The sequence below is a fragment of the Methylobacterium sp. PvP105 genome, assembly GCF_017876975.1.
Classification (GTDB): Bacteria; Pseudomonadota; Alphaproteobacteria; order Rhizobiales; family Beijerinckiaceae; genus Methylobacterium; species Methylobacterium radiotolerans.
Genome location: NZ_JAGIPA010000001.1, coordinates 4,240,143 through 4,255,456, shown reverse-complemented (window position 1 = coordinate 4,255,456; position 15,314 = coordinate 4,240,143). Strand labels below are relative to the sequence as shown.

13 protein-coding genes are annotated in these 15,314 nt (G+C 72.8%); 9 read left to right on the top strand and 4 right to left on the bottom strand.

The window, feature by feature from the left end; translation table 11 throughout:
* Nucleotides 1-22: 22 nt before the first annotated feature.
* The 3 genes from J3A75_RS20890 to J3A75_RS20880 form a co-directional block, all read right to left on the bottom strand.
* On the bottom strand, nucleotides 23-1,711 hold the full coding sequence (locus J3A75_RS20890) for a methyl-accepting chemotaxis protein (protein ID WP_012320030.1): 1,689 nt from the start codon (nucleotides 1,709-1,711) through the stop codon (nucleotides 23-25).
* Between the two features lie 479 nt (nucleotides 1,712-2,190).
* Nucleotides 2,191-2,718, bottom strand: coding sequence for an ATP-dependent protease subunit HslV (gene hslV / locus J3A75_RS20885; protein WP_024829538.1), 528 nt, complete (start codon nucleotides 2,716-2,718; stop codon nucleotides 2,191-2,193).
* Between the two features lie 124 nt (nucleotides 2,719-2,842).
* Nucleotides 2,843-3,652 carry an SGNH/GDSL hydrolase family protein gene (locus J3A75_RS20880; protein ID WP_012320028.1) on the bottom strand — a complete coding sequence of 270 codons (810 nt, stop codon included), beginning with the start codon at nucleotides 3,650-3,652 and terminating at the stop codon, nucleotides 2,843-2,845.
* A 332-nt stretch (nucleotides 3,653-3,984) separates the two neighbouring features.
* On the opposite strand from J3A75_RS20880, the gene J3A75_RS20875 reads away from it, so the two are divergent.
* The 3 genes from J3A75_RS20875 (at nucleotide 3,985) to J3A75_RS20865 (ending at nucleotide 5,876) form a co-directional block, all read left to right on the top strand.
* The gene (locus J3A75_RS20875) at nucleotides 3,985-5,211 is read left to right on the top strand and encodes an MSMEG_0565 family glycosyltransferase (protein WP_012320027.1); all 1,227 of its coding nucleotides are present in this window, start codon (nucleotides 3,985-3,987) and stop codon (nucleotides 5,209-5,211) included.
* The gene (locus tag J3A75_RS20870; RefSeq protein WP_024829540.1) at nucleotides 5,204-5,482 is read left to right on the top strand and encodes an MSMEG_0570 family nitrogen starvation response protein; all 279 of its coding nucleotides are present in this window, start codon (nucleotides 5,204-5,206) and stop codon (nucleotides 5,480-5,482) included. Before J3A75_RS20875 ends, J3A75_RS20870 begins: the two co-directional genes overlap by 8 nt.
* A 94-nt stretch (nucleotides 5,483-5,576) precedes the next feature.
* A complete protein-coding gene (locus J3A75_RS20865; RefSeq protein WP_012320025.1) occupies nucleotides 5,577-5,876 on the top strand; it encodes a hypothetical protein in 300 nt (99 codons plus the stop codon).
* A 106-nt stretch (nucleotides 5,877-5,982) separates the two neighbouring features.
* Here the strand turns inward: J3A75_RS20865 and selB are convergent, their stop codons facing one another.
* Entirely contained in the window at nucleotides 5,983-7,956 is a 1,974-nt protein-coding gene (selB, locus tag J3A75_RS20860; protein ID WP_071000702.1) for a selenocysteine-specific translation elongation factor, read from the bottom strand.
* Between the two features lie 371 nt (nucleotides 7,957-8,327).
* Between selB and J3A75_RS20855 the strand changes: the two genes are divergently transcribed.
* From J3A75_RS20855 to J3A75_RS20830, 6 genes are all read left to right on the top strand, one after another.
* Complete coding sequence (locus tag J3A75_RS20855) at nucleotides 8,328-9,845, top strand: CYTH and CHAD domain-containing protein (protein ID WP_070999836.1); 1,518 nt, start codon at nucleotides 8,328-8,330, stop codon at nucleotides 9,843-9,845.
* 90 nt (nucleotides 9,846-9,935) lie between these two features.
* Nucleotides 9,936-11,102, top strand: coding sequence for a carboxylate-amine ligase (locus J3A75_RS20850; RefSeq protein ID WP_029357799.1), 1,167 nt, complete (start codon nucleotides 9,936-9,938; stop codon nucleotides 11,100-11,102).
* Between the two features lie 230 nt (nucleotides 11,103-11,332).
* Entirely contained in the window at nucleotides 11,333-11,794 is a 462-nt protein-coding gene (locus tag J3A75_RS20845; RefSeq protein ID WP_024829545.1) for a tellurite resistance TerB family protein, read from the top strand.
* Nucleotides 11,795-11,912: 118 nt separating this feature from the next.
* A complete protein-coding gene (locus tag J3A75_RS20840; RefSeq protein WP_012320020.1) occupies nucleotides 11,913-13,178 on the top strand; it encodes a Zn-dependent hydrolase in 1,266 nt (421 codons plus the stop codon).
* An 87-nt stretch (nucleotides 13,179-13,265) separates the two neighbouring features.
* Complete coding sequence (locus tag J3A75_RS20835) at nucleotides 13,266-14,549, top strand: beta-ketoacyl-ACP synthase (protein ID WP_070999835.1); 1,284 nt, start codon at nucleotides 13,266-13,268, stop codon at nucleotides 14,547-14,549.
* Nucleotides 14,546-15,313, top strand: coding sequence for an SDR family NAD(P)-dependent oxidoreductase (locus J3A75_RS20830; protein WP_070999834.1), 768 nt, complete (start codon nucleotides 14,546-14,548; stop codon nucleotides 15,311-15,313). The genes J3A75_RS20835 and J3A75_RS20830 overlap by 4 nt, the downstream gene beginning before the upstream one ends.
* Nucleotide 15,314 lies beyond the last annotated feature (1 nt).

The window sequence follows — 15,314 nt, the reverse complement described above, 5'->3', positions numbered from 1 at the left end:
GCGCGTGCCGCGCCCAACCCGGTCAGGCCGCCCGGACGGTGTCGAGGAAGCGGCTGACCTCGGCGGTCAGGTGTTCGGATTGCCGCGACAGCTCGGAGGCCGCGTCGAGGACCTGGCCGGCGGCGACGCCGGTCTCATCGGCGGCGCCGGCGACGCCGGAGATGTTGCTCGTCACCTCGCCGGCGCCGATCGCCGCCTGGGAGACGTTGCGGACGATCTCCTGGGTCGCCGCACCCTGCTGCTCGACCGCGGCGGCGATCGAGGTCGCCACGCCGCTGATCTCGCGGATCCGGTCGGTGATGCCGGCGATCGACGTGACCGCCTGCCCGGTCGAGGCCTGGATCTGAGCGATCTGGCCGGCGATCTCGTGCGTCGCCTTGGCGGTCTGCTCGGCCAGCGCCTTGACCTCGGAGGCCACCACCGCGAAGCCCTTGCCGGCGGCCCCGGCCCGGGCCGCCTCGATGGTGGCGTTGAGCGCCAGCAGGTTGGTCTGGCCGGCGATGTTGGAGATCAACCCGACCACGTCGCCGATCCGCGACACGGAATTGCTCAGCTCTTGGACGAGGGCGCCGGTCTGATCGGCATCGGAGACGGCCCGCTGCGCCAGGAGCGCCGAACCGTCCACCTGCCGGCCGATCTCCTGCACCGACGAGCCGAGCTCCTCGGCCGCGGCCGCGACGGTGTTGACGTTCGAGGCGGCTTCCTCGGCGGCTGCCGCAACCGTGTTCGACTGGCTCGACGTCTGGGACGCCGTCGCCGACATGGTCCGGGCGGTCGCCTGCAGCTCGGTGGCCGAGGATGAGACCATGCCGACGATCCCGCCGACCGCCCGGTCGAAGCCGTCGGCGAGCTCGATCATGGTCCGGCGCCGCTCGGCCGCGGCGGCCGCGTCGGCGACGCGCTTCATCTCGGCCTCCTCGGCGGCCTTCTTGGCGACCATCGCCTTGATGCCGTCCACGGCGCGCCCGACGGCGCCGATCTCGTCGCCTCGGGCGGCCTCCTCGATCTCGGCCTCGATCTCGCCCCGGGCCATGCGCTGCAGCACCGCCACGAGACGGCCGAGGGGCCGGGTCAGCATCGCGAAGACGAGGAAGGCCAGCAGCACCGCGATGACGACGCTGGCGAGGCTGCCGAGGAGGCTCGCGAGGTAGGCGGCGCCGAAGGAGCGCGCCTGCTCGTCGCTCCGGGCCGTCAGGAGGTCGCGTTCGGCCTTCTCGGCCTCGCCGATCTTGGCGCGCAGCGCGTCCATGGACGCCTTGCCGGCGCCGCTCGCCTCGATCTGCCGGGCCTTGTCGAGGTTTCCGGCCTCGACGAGGGCGATCTCCTTCGCGGCGATGTCCTTCGACCACGTCTCCGCCGAGCCGCGCACGGCCTCCAGGCGCGCCTGCTGGGCGGCATTGTCCGCGGTGAGCGACCTGGCGCTCTCGAGGGAAACCTTGAAGGACTTCTGGCCGGCGTGGAGCGGCTCCAGAAATTTCGGGTCGCCCGCGATCAGGTATCCGCGCAGTCCGGTCTCCTGATTGACCATCGCCTGCGTGAGGCCGTCGAGGGCCGAGATGACCTGATACGAGTGCTCCGTCAGATGATTGACGCGCTCGATCGAAGAAAGATGAGTGTATCCGATGACGCTGATCCCGACCGTGACCGCCGCCAAGGTGCCGAAAGCGGCAGTCAGTTTCGTTACGATCCGGACGTCATTGATCGAGCGCATAGTCAGTCCTCAGGGTCCCATTCGGGAATTCGGTTCTCGTTCCCTGCGGTCAGTAATAATTTATACGATGTAAATTTTGTCTTACTTTGGGCATTAACGCCGTAGACAGCTCTGACGAAAGGTGTTGAGAGCGCGCCGCCCGCGATCAAATTTCTGTGCGCGCCCGGCGTTCTTCTGTCGTCGGCGGTTACAACCTCAGATGAGTGTTGACCGGTCAAGGTCTTCGTCGGCGCTACGGTCGCATTACCGGTACAGACGGGTGGCGGCAGACCCGAAAATCGGTGCAGGACCGTATTCGCGCGCGGTGCAGCTCGCGCGGAAGCTGTGGTGCGCTGCCGTCAGCCGGACGCGCGCCGTGCTGTGCTGCTGAGCTTCGAGCGCCAGCGACGGCAGGCGGGCGCGGCGAGGAACGCCTTGCGCGCGCGACGCCGCGGCGAGGACGGTCGGGCCGGCGCGACCCGGCCCCGCGGAGCCCGGTCTCAGGCGTCCAGCGCCTCGATGACGAGGTTGCCGTTGGTATAGACGCAGATCTCGGCGGCGATCGCCATGGCCCGCCGGACGATCGCCTCAGCGTCGAGGTCGCCCTCCTCCAGCGCCCTGGCGGCCGCTAGGGCGTAATTGCCGCCGGAGCCGATGGCCATGACGCCGCTCTCGGGCTCCAGCACGTCGCCGGAACCCGACAGGAGCAGGCTGACTTCGCGGTCGGCGACGAGCATCATCGCCTCGAGGCGACGTAGGTAGCGGTCCGTCCGCCAGTCCTTGGTCAGTTCCACGCAGGCCCGGGTCAGCTGGCCGGGGTACTGCTCCAGCTTCGCTTCGAGGCGCTCGAACAGCGTGAAGGCGTCCGCGGTGGCGCCGGCGAAGCCGCCGATCACCGCGCCCTTGGCGAGGCGCCGGACCTTGCGGGCGTTCCCCTTCACGATGGTCTGGCCGAGGCTGACCTGACCGTCGCCGCCGATGACGACGCGACCGCCCTTGCGGACCATCAGGATGGTGGTCGCGTGCATCTGGGGGACGGCGCCCCGGTCGTCGTACCTGAATGCGTCCTGGCTCAAGATTCGGCTCCGCTCTCGATCGCGCCGAGATGGGGAGCATCGCCGGCCGAGTCCAGCCGGTCCGGGACCCGGGCGCCTACTCGGCGACCGCCTGGGCGCTGCGCAGCGGGCCGGCATCCTGCAGGATCGACTGCGCGGCGGCCTCGGCCAAGAGTGCGTAGCCGCGATCGGCCATGTGCAGGCCGTCGGCGGCGAAGAGCTGCTTGGTCGTCAGCTTACCCTCGCGGACCCAACCGTGCATCAGGTCGGCCCGCCGGATCACCGGCACGTCGAGCTCGTCGCCGATGCTGCGCACGGCGTCGCGGAAGCGGGAGGCGCCCGGCGTGGATTCGAGCTTCGGGCACCATTGCGGCTCCATCAGCACCACGTCGATGCCGGCATCCCGGATCCGGCGGATCGCCGACACGGTGGCCTCGCGGAAATGCTCCAGCGAGACACCGCGCAGAGGGTCGTTGCTGCCGGTCTGCCAGATGACGAGCTGGGGCTCGGCCGCGATGACGTCGCGGTCGAGCCGCGCCAGCATGTCGTCGACGTGCTCGCCGCCGATGCCGCGATTGATGACCGCGACGTCCAGCCCGTGCAGCTTCTTGCGGAGGTCGATCTGGAGGCGGGCCGGGTAGGCGTTGGCCGGGCTCGAGGCACCCACGCCCTCCGTCGAGGATGATCCGAAGGCCACGATCTTGAGCGGGGCGCCGATGGCAATCTGGCGGGCGACGTGCGGCAGGTCCGGGCTGTCGCCCAGGTCGAAGCCCAGCATATCCAGGGATTCGGGGAGCAGGTCCGCGTAGGCGAGCACCGCGGTCGGCAGAACCAAGAGGGCGCCCAACAAACCGAGGCGGCGCAGCATCCTGCGGGCGGGAAAGACAGTGTTCAGCGACTTGGACACGGGACCGACGGCTCCGGCTCTCGTGAGCGGTAGATACAATCTGACACAGGGCCCTGAAAAGAGCGGTTCCAGGCAGAGTTTGAAAACACACTGAATTCGTAACACAAAATTAGGCGTTAGTTGGGAGCGGCGGCCTTGCGCGAGGATTCCCGGCAACATCGACCGGCCCATCGGCGCCGCCTGTCGCGGCGACCGCGCTTTCGAGCGCCTCCCGGCCGACTCGGCATGAACCATGCGACCGCTTCGAAACGCGTCTCCGAGAGGGCGGCGGAGCGCGCGGTCGGGCGACGCGGCGCGTCCCCCGACCGGCCGCGGGCTCCACGCGCCGTCCCATGGTCGATTGCTTGCGCATCGCGATCCTCACGCACTCGACCGACCCGCGCGGCGGCGTGGTCCACGCTCTGGCGCTCGGGGAGGCCCTGGGCAGGCTGGGCCACGAGGCGGTCGTCCACGCGCCCGATCCGACCGGCGGCGGCTTCTTCCGCGCGGCGCAGTGTCCGGTGATCTCGGTCGCGGCCAAGCCGGCCGCGGGGTCCGACGCGGCGCTGGTCGGCGCCCGGATCGCCGATTACCTCGCGCATTTCTCGACCCCCGCCGCCTGCGACTTCGACGTCTTCCATGCCCAATGCCGCGTCAGCGGGAACGCGCTCGCGACCCTGACCCGCCGCCGGCTCATCCCGGGCTTCGTGCGCACGGTCCACCGCATCGACACGTTCACCGATCCGCGGCTGGCGCAGTGGGAGGAGCGCGCGATCCTCGATGCCGGGCGCCTGCTCTGTGTCAGCCGGACCTGGGCGGCGACGCTGGCCGCCGAGTACGGCGCGCGGGCCGACGTGGTCGGGACCGGCGTGGACGCGGCCGCCTTCACGCCCGATCCCGGGCCGGAGGACGACGCGCTCCGTCGCCGCCTCGGCCTCGGCGGCGGCCCGGTCTTCCTCGGTGTCGGCGGCTTCGAGGCGCGCAAGAACGCGCTGGCGATCATCGAGGCCTTCGCGGCCCTGCGCCGGAGCTTGCCCGGCGCGCAGCTCGTCGTGGCCGGCGGCGCGTCGTCCCTCGATCATGCCGGGTACGAGGCCCGGTGCTGCGCCGCCCTCGAGCGCGAGGGGCTCGAGGTCGGCCCCGGCCGGCCGGTGATCCGCACCGGCGCCGTGGCGCAGGCGGACATGCCGGCCCTCTACCGGCTCGCCGACACCCTGGTCTTCCCCTCGCTGGTGGAGGGCTACGGCCTGTGCGTGCTGGAAGCCATGGCCTGCGGCACGCCGGTGATTGTGTCGGGAAGACCGCCCTTCACCGAGTACATCGCCCCGGGGGAAGCCCTGTCGGTGAATCCGGAGGACACAGAGGCCATCGCGGCCGCCATGCGGGCGAGCCTGGACCCGAGCCGGCGGGCGCGACTGCGCAACGCCGGCCGCGAGGTCGCCCGGGCGCATGTCTGGGACGCCTGCGCGGCGCGCCACCTCCCGACCTACGCGGAACTCGCGCCCGGGGACGCGCCGTTGATGGCGGCGGCCACGGGGGCTGCGGCCTGGAACACGCTGCGGGTCCCGCGCGATGCCTGAGATGCGCTTCCATATCCGGTGGCCGGACGGGACCCGCGAGGCCTGCTACTCGCCGTCGCTGGTGATCAAGGACCACCTCGCGGTCGGGCAGGACTACCCCCTCGACGAGTTCGTCGCCCTGAGCCGTCTGGCCCTCGGCATCGCCAGCGATCGCGTCCGCGCTCGCTACGGCTTCCCCTGCGGCCGCGCGCAGGCGCAGCTCGCCCGGATCGAGGAGGGGGCCCGCCGCCAGGAGCCCGGGACCGTCCACGTCGAGGCCTTCGAGGACTAGCCCGGGCCCGCCGCGTCGCCTTGCGGCGAGCCGACGCAGCGCGGGCGACGGCCGCGCCGGGTTGTTCGCAGGACCGATGGCGGAGGCGAAGGCGATGATGACCCGGATTGCGACGGCCCTGGTCCTGGCCGCGTCGCCGGTCGCGGCTCAGACGCGACCGTCCAGCACGACGATGACCTGCCAGCAGACGATCCGCCTCATCCAGGCCCGCGGCGCTCTCGTCCTCGGGACCGGCGGCATGACCTACGACCGGTTCGTCCGCGACCGCTCGTTCTGCGAGCCCACCGAGATCGCGCGGCGGGCCTTCCGGCCGACCCGCGACAACCCGAACTGCCTGATCGGGTACACGTGCTACGAGCCCGGTCGCGGCGATTGGTTCGGCGCGGATGACTAGAGCCGGCGCTGACCGCGCTGGCGCGCGCCTTTCCCTCGTCGAGGAGACACCGGCTCAAGGGCGCCTCGGGTGCGAGTGTGCCGCGGTGCGGAGATTCCCGGCCCCGTCACGAATGGGACGCGCCGTCCTGGGCGCCGCGTCGGCCCGCGTCCGGGCCCGCGCGCCCGGTCTCGAGGGCGACGATGACCCGGCGATCTCCCGCCCGTCGGGTGAACCCCGTGGCGTCGAGATGCTCCAGCAGCGGGATGGAGAATTTGCGCGAGATCCCGAGGGTCGCGCCGGCCTCCCGGGCCAGGAAACCGGTCTCGGCCGTCCGCGCCGTCGGGAAGGCGTCGATCAGGCGGGTCTTGGCGCTGTCCACCGCCTCCCGGTGGAACAGCACGGCGCGGCGCTGGACCCGGTCGACGGCGCGGATCACCGTGCCGGCCCCCACGAGGTAGGTCAATGCCTCGCGGCGGCGCACGTCACGGCCGATGGCCTCGGCCTCGTCGGGCGGGTTGAGGCCGGCGCGGCGGAAGACCTGCTCCAGCCGGCGGGCGGCCTCGCTCTCGTTGCGGGCGGGGTCGAATTCGGCCCGTCGCCACAGGGCTGCCGCCTGGGCGACTGCGCCGGCGGCCGCGAGGTCGCGCAGGACGGCGCCGGTCACCGCCTCGGGCAGCGCCAGGGCGCGCGACAGGCGCTCGAGGGCGATGCCGTGCTCCATCGGGTAGTCGCGGTGGTGGTGCGCCAGGGCTGCCAGCGTGCCGGTACGCAGCGCCTCGAAGGCCGCGGCCCCGACGAAGCGGTCGCCGATCGCCCGGGCGCCGCCTTCGGAGAGCACCTGCCGGGCCCGGTCCGGCGCCACACCGGCGATCCGGGCGAGGTCGATGAGCGGCGCTCCGGCCGCGCCGAGCTGCCCGAGGCGGACCGTGATCGCGTCGGCGGGACCGCCCGCCGCCAGGGCGGCCAGGTCGGCCATGACCCGGGGATCGTGGCGCCGCCGGCGGCGGCTCGCCGGATCGAGGATCCGACCGCCCGCCACCGTGACGGAGGGCGAATCGAGCCGCAGCACGAACGGCTCCCGCGCCGGCACCGCCACCGGCTCGCCGAGATGGAGCTGCGCCCGGGTGCTGGCCCCGGGCTCCAGGGCGTCGCGGTCGAGCAGCCGCAGCCGCGCCTCGACCTCGGTGGTCCCGAACAGCAGGCGACAGGCCGTGCCGCCCGCCAGCGCGTCCGACAGGCTCGCGGCCGCGGTGATCGCCACGTCGAGCCACGGGCTCGGCGCGAGCTGGCCCGGCAGCGACAGCGCCTGCCCGCGGGCGATCTGGTCGAGGTCGATCCCGCGCAGGGCGACCGCCGTGCGCCGCCCCGGCTCGGCACGCTCCACCGCGCGCCCGTGGATCTGCAGGCCGCGCACGGTCGCGGTGCGGCCGCCGGGGGCGATCTCGACGGTGTCGCCGACCGCGAGCGGCCCGCGCCGCAGCGTCCCGGTCACGACGGTGCCGAAACCCGGCCGGGAGAAGACCCGGTCCACCGGCAGGTAGGGGAAGCCGTCGTCGCGGCCGGGCTCCGTCTCGGCCAGAAGCGCCGAGAGGGCGGCCGCGAGCTCCGGCAGGCCGTCGCCCGTCACGGTCGAGGTCGCGATGACCGGTCCGGCCTCGATCCCGGCCCGGGCGGCCGCGGCGGCGATCTCGGCGGCGCGGGCCGCTACGGTCTCGGGTGTCGCGAGGTCCGCCTTAGTCAGCGCCAGCACGCCGCGGCGCACGCCGATCAGGGACGCGATCTCGAGATGCTCGACCGTCTGCGGCTTGATGCCCTCGTGGGCATCGACCGCCAGCAGGACGGCCCGCATCCCGGTCGCGCCGGAGATCATGGCGCGGACGAACCGCTCGTGGCCCGGCAGGTCGACGAGGTCGATCTCGCCCTGTCCGGAGGTCAGCAGCGCGAAGCCCGGCACGATGGACACACCGCGGGCGCGCTCCTCCTTGAGCCGGTCGGTCTCGACGCCGGTGAGCGCGCGGACGAGCGCCGTCTTGCCATGATCGACGTGCCCGATCACGCCGACGAGGAGTGTCTTCAAAGCAGCCACCGACCGGATCATCTCCACGGTGCCGCCGTCCACAAGGGGCGCACCGCTCGCTCGGATGGGAAATCCGCCGCGCCGGCGCGTCGTGGCGCCGTGTGCCGCCGGGCGGTCGGGGCCGGGGCTGCGTGGCAGATCGATTGTGGACAATTTGTCTTGCCACGCCGTGCCGTTCTGGGAAAGCGCGATTTTAACGCAGCGCAGCATCCATCTGCCGCGCGGAGGAGCGGCGTCGCAGCTTGACGACGGGAACGCCGCCCCCCTTTGCTGAGTCAGGTGCGTCGGACGGTCACGCCCCGATGCCGGTGTCGCGCGGCGCGATGTGGGAGCCGATGCAACCGGAGCCCATCCCTACCTCGTTAGCGGTGGCAGGCGACGAAGAGGAGCGTATGAGCGATACCGATAGTAACGCCGGGGAGGAGCCCCGCGAGGTCGAGCTGAAGCTCGACTGCGCCGGCCCGGACCTGACGGCGCTCGCGTCCCATCCCCGGCTGACGGACGCGTCGGCGACCGAGCCCGAACTGCTGGTCACGACCTACTACGACACGCCCGACCGCGCCCTCCGCGAGGCCGGTCTGACCCTGCGCGTCCGCGCCAAGGGCGGCCGCCACGTCCAGACCGTGAAGGCCGGGAGCGGCGGCGTCGGCCTGTTCGATCGGGCCGAGTGGGAGACCGAGATCGGCGGCGAGGCGCCGGAGCCAGCGGCCTGGGCCGACACGGCCGCCGAGCCGGTCCTGCGCGAGGCCGACTCGCCGCTGGAGCGACTGTTCGCCACCGTCGTGATGCGTCGGGAGATCCCGGTGATCCAGGGCGAGTCCCGCGTGCTCGTCACCCTTGACGAGGGCAGGGTCGAGACCGCCTCCGGCGACGCGCCGCTCTGCGAACTCGAGCTGGAACTCCAGTCCGGCGAGCCGGCAGACCTGTTCGCGCTGGCGCGGGAGCTGGCCGAGACCGTACCGCTGCGCCTGGGCGTGAAGGCCAAGAGCGCGGTCGGCTACGCGCTTCTCGACGGGAAAGGGCCGGGCGTCGTGAAGGCCGAGCCGGTGGAGCTGCCCGAGGGCGCGAGCGCCGGGGAGGTCTTCCGCCGGGTGGCGCGCGCCTGCCTGCGCCACATGCGCCTCAATGAGACCGCGTTCCTGGAGGGGGGACGGCCGCCCGAGGCGCTCCACCAGATCCGCGTCGCCCTGCGCCGCCTGCGCTCGGCGCTGTCGCTCTTCGGACCCATGCTGGAGACCGATCCCCGGGCCGCGGCCTTCAATGACGAGATCAAGCGCGTCACCGAGCCCTTCGGCCACGCGCGCAACCTCGACGTGTTCCTGAGCGACACGCTGCCGGACATCGCGGAGCAGCGCCCCGACGAGCCCGGCCTCGACGCGTTGCGCGCTCGCGCGGAGGCGGAGCGCGCCACCGCGTACGACGCGGTGTCGGCGACCCTGGAGAACCCGCAGTGGCGCGCGCTCATCATCGACTTCGCCGGCTGGGTCGAGGCGGGGTCGTGGGCAGCCGGGCCGGACGCGGCCGTCGACGGACGGCACTTCGCCGCGCAGGTCCTCGACAAGGCGCGGGCGCGCCTGAAGAAGCGCGGCCGAGGCCTCCGGCACCTCGATCCGCACACGCGGCACCGGGCGCGGATCGCCGCCAAGAAGCTCCGATACGGCGCGGAGTTCTTCGCCGGTCTCTACCGGAAGAAGAAGGCTGTCCGCCGGCAGGAGAAGTTCGGTGCCGTGCTCTCCGACCTGCAGGACCATCTCGGCGCGCTCAACGATCTGGAGACGGCCCGGACGATGACCGAGAGCCTGTCGGGGCCGCCGATGCCGGGTCCGGACGATCCTGGGGCACAGAAATTGCTGGACGCGGCCGCGGACGCGCGGTCCGAGCTCCTCGACGTCAAGCCCTTCTGGCGCTGAGGCTTTTCGTGCCGCCGGTCGGGCCGGAACCCGGCCGGTGCGGCGGCGTTCGCCGGACAACGATCGGCCCGTCCGGGGCAGGGAGCGCGGATGGCCCACGCCTACAGGTTCGGCATCGAGGAGGAGTTCTTCCTGGCCGATGCCCGCACGCGCGGCACACCGCGCGCCGGCCTCCGCGCCTTCCACGCCGCCGTGCGGGCCCGCCTCGACGATGCCGAGCGCGAGCAGCTCCAGTGCCAGGTGGAGGTGGCCTCGCCGCCGACCGCCGACCTCGCGGAGGCGCGGGCGCATCTCGCGGGCCTGCGCGCGAGCCTCGCGGAGATCGGCGGCGAGCGGGGCATCCTGACCTTCGCGGCGGGCACGCATCCGACCGCCCGGTGGCGCGACCAGCGGCCCACCGACAAGGCGCGCTATCACGGCATCATGGCCGACCTCCGGATGCTCGGCCGGCGCAACCTCGTCTGCGGCCTCCACGTCCACGTGGAGGTGCCGGATCCCGCGGCACGGATCGGGCTGATCAACCGGCTGCTGCCCTACCTGCCGGTGCTGCTCGCGCTCTCGACCGGGTCACCGTTCTGGCAGGGGCAGCAGACCGGTCTCGCCGGCTACCGGATGCGCGCCTACGCCGAGCTGCCGCGCACCGGCGTGCCCGAGCTGTTCGCCGATGCCGACGACTACGCCCGCTACGTCGACGTGATGACCCGCTCGGGTGCCATCGCGGATGCCAGCTATCTCTGGTGGCACGTGCGCGCGTCCGTGAAGTACCCGACGCTGGAGCTGCGAATCGCCGACAGCTGCGCGCGCCTCGACGACGCGCTCTGCATCGCCGCACTGTTCCGCTGCCTCGTTCGCCGGGTCGTCGGGGACAGGCGGCTCAATGCCGGCCTGACCGCGGCCTCTCGCGGCTTCGTCCTGGAGAATCTCTGGCGGGCCGAGTGCGACGGCGTCCGCGCGACGCTCATCGACGAGGCGCGGGTCCGAGCCGTGCCGGTCGCCGCAGCGGTCGAGGGCCTGCTCGCCGACATCGCCGAGGATGCCGATGCCCTGGGCTGCGGCGCGGCCTGCGCGCACGCGTCGCGGATCGTCGCGGAGGGGACGAGCGCCGACCGGCAGATGGCCGTCTTCGCGGCCGCGCGCCGGTCGGGCGCGCGGGAGCGCGCGGCGCTGTCGGCAGTGGTCGATCATCTCGCGGCGGAGACCGCCGCCGGCTCGAAGTCCGGGCCTGGGGGGCACCCGAACATCGCTCCGGCGGCGTGACGACGGGCGCGGACACGGCTGAGGGGGGATCGTCGAGGCCGCGGTCCGTCGGCCGCGCTCGAGGACGCGGTCGCCCACACGAGTCGCATGGCCATGTTGCCGAAGGATGTCTGGCCGCTGGTTTCGCCCGCGTATATGGCCGGTCGCGCGGCGACGGGTTCCCTCCGTGTCGTCCTCTGCTATCCCTCGCGTCCCAGCAGCTACCCCGACTCCGCGGCCGAACCTCCGGAATGAGCCTCCTGCGCGACCTCTTCGGCCATGTCGGCCGTACCGTGACGGCCTATGCCGGTGACAAGGCGCTGATGCTCGCGGCGGTCTCGGCCGCCGCCAACGTCATCGTGGCCGACGGCGAGGTCGCGGGCCCGGAATTCGACGCGGCCCTGCACGGCCTGAAGGCCGACCCGGTCCTGATGAAGGGTTACGACGCGCTGATGCTGGAGACGGAGCTCTACGAGGGCATCGCCCGGGCCCGCACCCGGCTCGGCCGGGCCGAGAACCTGCGCCACGTCGCGGCGGTCGCCGAGCGACCCGCGAACCAGCGCGAGAACGTCTTCCTGATCGCCGCGGACGTCGCCGACCAGGACGGGATCAGCAACATCGAGGCGGGCGCCCTCGGCGAGATCGCCGTCGCCCTCCGGGTCGACGCGATCGCTCTGCTGCGCGCCAACCCGGTGCGGCGACCGCCGGCCTGACCGGGTCGGTTGGCATCGCGGTTGCTCGCCGCGGGAATTGTGAGGTGGGAGCGCTGCCAAGGGGCTGGCGCCCCATAACGTTTGCGTCGCACGGCGACCCGCCGTGAAAGGAACCGGCATGGCCGAGATGAGCCTCAGCAAGACCCACAACCTGCGCGCCAACGGTGCGCGCCTCTGGGCGACGATCCTGGAGACCGCGGAATTCGGCGGCACGCCGGCCGGCGGCATCAACCGCCTGACGCTCTCGGCCGAGGACGGCCAGGTCCGCGACTGGTTCCGGGAGGCCTGCGAGGCGGCCGGGCTGACCGTGTCGGTCGACGCCCTGGGCACGCAGTACGCCCTGCGGCCGGGCCGGGACATGAGCCGGAAGCCGATCGCCTTCGGCTCGCACCTCGACACCCAGCCGACCGGCGGCAAGTTCGACGGCGTCCTGGGCGTCCTGGCGGGGCTGGAGGTGATGCGCAGCCTGAACGATGCCGGGATCGAGACCGAGGCGCCGCTCCTCGTGGTCAACTGGACCAACGAGGAGGGCTCGCGCTTCGCCCCCGCCATGATGGCCTCGGCGGCCTACGCGGGCGACTTCACCACGGACGAGATCCTGGCCAAGCGCGACGCCGCCGGCACCACCGTGGCGGAGGCCCTCGACGCCATCGGCTATCGCGGCGTCGAGGCCGTGGGCACCCGGGAGATCGGCGCCTTCGTCGAGCTGCACATCGAGCAGGGTCCGATCCTGGAGGCCGAGGGCAAGACCATCGGCGTGGTCGAGGGCGGCCAGGGTATCATGTGGTTCGACGGCGTGATCACCGGCTTCGAGAGCCACGCCGGGACGACGCCGATGCCGCGCCGCCGCGACGCGCTGCTCGCGCTCTCGGAATTCGCCCTGGCCGCTGAGCGGATCGCGCTGGGCCACGCGCCCTCCGCGGTGGCGACGATCGGCGAGGCCGCGATCCTGGCGCCCTCCCGGAACGTCGTGCCGGGCCGGGTCGCCTTCACGGTGGACGTGCGCGACCCGCGTTCCGAGACCCTGGACGCGATGGAGGCGGCGCTCGGTGAGGCGGCGGCCGAGATCGCGGCGCGGCGCCACCTGGAGATCGCGCTGACCCGGATCTGGCGGAAGGAGCCGGTGCCGTTCGACCCCGCCGTCGTGGCGGCAATCGACGCGTCCGCCGAGAGCCTGGGGCATCCGCGCCGCCGGATCATCTCGGGCGCCGGCCACGACGCCTGCAACCTCGCCGCGAAGGTTCCGGCCGCGATGATCTTCGTGCCGTGCAAGGACGGGGTGAGCCACAACGAGTCGGAATCCGCCACGCAAGGCGACTGCGCGGCCGGCGCCGACGTGCTGCTGCAGACCGTGCTCCGCCTCGCCAACGCGCCGGGCGCCTGAGCCGCCCTGCCGTCACGGCGGTGCCCCGCGCGCGGCACCACCCGCGCGGAGGTGTACCGCGGCGGAAAATCCCGTAAGGACCGCTCCATGAGCGCGCGATCCTACCGCGACGCCAGGGGCCGGCCGCTCGTCGCGGTCACCGGCCTCGGCGTCGTCTCCTCCCTCGGTCAGGGACAGGCCGACACCTGGGCGGCCATGACCGAGGGCCGGTCGGGTATCCACGCCATCGCGCGGTTCCCGACCGACAACCTGCGCACGCGCATCGCCGGGACGGTGGACTTCCTCGACACCGACCCCCTCGTCGCGCCGCTCCTGTCCGAGCGGTTCGCCGCCGTCGCCGCCGAGGAGGCGGTGGCGCAGGCCGGGATCGGCGCCAGGGGCGATTTCCCGGGCGCCCTGTTCATCGCGGTCCCACCGGTCGAGATGGAGTGGCCCCAGCGCCAGGCCCTGGCCGAGGCCGCGGGCGGCGACGGTCCGGTCGACTACGCCGGTCTCCTGCGGGCGGCGGCGACGCGCCGCTTCGATCCCTGGCACGACCTGTTCATCTTCGGCACGGTCGCCGACCGCATCGCCGACCGCTTCGGCACGAAGGGCTCCCCGATCTCGCTCTCGACCGCCTGCTCGTCGGGGGCCACGGCGATCCAGCTCGGCGTCGAGGCGATCCGGCGCGGCGAGACCGCGGCGGCGCTCTGCATCGGCACGGACGGCTCGGTGAACCCGGAATCGCTGATCCGCTTCTCGCTGCTCTCCGCGCTCTCGACCCGCAACGACGACCCCGCCACCGCCTCGAAGCCGTTCTCGAAGGACCGGGACGGGTTCGTCATGGGCGAGGGCGCGGCCGCCCTCGTGCTCGAGGACGCCGAGGCCGCCGTCGCCCGGGGCGCCGCGATCCTCGGCTACGTCCTCGGCTGCGGCGAGAAGGGCGACGGCTTCCACCGCACCCGCTCCAGCCCCGACGGCGCCCCGATCATCGCGGCGATCCGGGCGAGCCTGGACGATGCCGGCGTGTCGGCCGAGGCGATCGACACGGTGAACGCGCACGGCACGTCGACGCCGGAGAACGACAAGATGGAGGCCCTGGGCCTCGCGGCGGTGTTCGGCGACCGCGCTGCCGCCCTGCCGGTCACCTCCAACAAGTCGATGATCGGCCACACGCTGACGGCGGCCGGCGCCATCGAGGCGGCGGTCTCGCTGCTGACGATCCGCCACGGCCGCATCCCGCCGACCATCAACCACCGGGTGCCGGACCCGACCATCGCCCTCGACATCGTGGAGACTGCCCGCGACCTGCCGGTGCGGACCGTGCTGTCGAACTCGTTCGGCTTCGGCGGCCAGAACACCTGCCTGGTCCTCGGCGCGGAGCCCGCGTGAGCGTCGCCGTCACACCGCGCCGGGTCCTCGTGACCGGCGGCGCGTCCGGGATCGGCGCCGCGATCGTCCGTGGCCTGGCGGGAGCCGGTCTCGGCGTCGACTTCACCTACCGCGCCTCGGCCGAGGCCGCGCAGGCGCTGCTGGCCGAGCTTCGGGCGACCTACCCGGACCGGCCGTTCGCGGCCCATGCCGTCGACCTCGCCGACCGGGCGGGGCTGGAGCTGTTCTGCGAGGCCGCCGAGGCGACGGGCTATTACGGCCTCGTCCACAATGCCGGCCAGTCCTGCGACGCCCTCGCGGCGATGCTCGATCAGGAGCGGGCCGAGGCCGCCATGCAGGTCAATTTCTTCTCGCTGACGCGCCTCGCCAAGACGCTGGTGCGGGAGATGACCCGCGCGCGCGCGGGCCGCATCGTGGCGATCGGGTCCGTCGCCGCCCTGCGGGCCAATGCCGGCAACGCCGCCTACGCGGCGACCAAGGGCGCGCTCATCGCGTATTGTCGGACCCTGGCGATGGAGACGGCCAAACGCGGCGTGACCGTCAACGTGATCGCCCCGGGCTTCGTCGACACCGCCATGATGGAGCGCTACGCCGCCTACCGGGACGGCATGGAGCGCCAGATTCCGATCGGCCGCTTCGGCCGGCCCGAGGATGTCGCGGCGCTGGCGGCCTTCCTGATGGGCGAGGGGGCATCCTACATCACCGGCACCGTGCTGCCCGTCGATGGCGGCCTGACCGCCATGATGGGTGTCCACCGGACCTGAC